This is a genomic window from Clostridium sp. TJA038, from assembly GCF_058310255.1.
In genome coordinates this window covers 1-581 of sequence record NZ_JBZEFA010000028.1, presented here as the reverse complement: position 1 = coordinate 581, position 581 = coordinate 1, and the positions used below count along the sequence as shown (strand labels likewise).

At 39.2% G+C, this 581-nt stretch carries 1 rRNA gene; it reads right to left on the bottom strand.

The features are described 5' to 3' along the window. Window positions 1-388 (bottom strand): 23S ribosomal RNA (locus AC4FQV_RS11900); the annotation flags it as partial. Window positions 389-581 lie beyond the last annotated feature (193 nt).

Genomic DNA, 581 nt, shown 5'->3' with positions numbered 1-581 from the left:
GTCTTCTCGTTTCACTTACAGGACTATTACCTTCTACGGTGGAACTTTCCAGTTCTCTTCAGTTACAATAGCCTCCACTTTCATGTTATGTCCACAACCCCGGAAACAAGTTTCCGGTTTGGGCTCTTTCCCTTTCGCTCGCCGCTACTAAGAAAATCGATTTTTCTTTCTCTTCCTCTAGGTACTTAGATGTTTCAGTTCCCTAGGTTACCCTCCTTAAGCTATGTATTCACTTAAGGATACATGGGGTTTCCCATGTGAGTTTCCTCATTCGGAAATCTTCGGATCTCAGACTATGTGCGTCTACCCGAAGCTTATCGCAGCTTATCACGTCCTTCATCGGCTCCTGATGCCAAGGCATTCACCATGCGCCCTTTGTAGCTTGACCTATATTAGTTATAGTTCTCTTTTTACAAAGAATAGAAATTGGTTTTGCCAATTTGGCTTGTTGTTTCTATAAATTAAATTATGTGCAATTTTCAAAGAACAATTTTGAGAGATAGTCTCTCAAAATTAAACAGAGATATTATCCAGAATTCATTTTCATCTTAGTTATCCTAAGATGTATTCCTTAGAAAGGA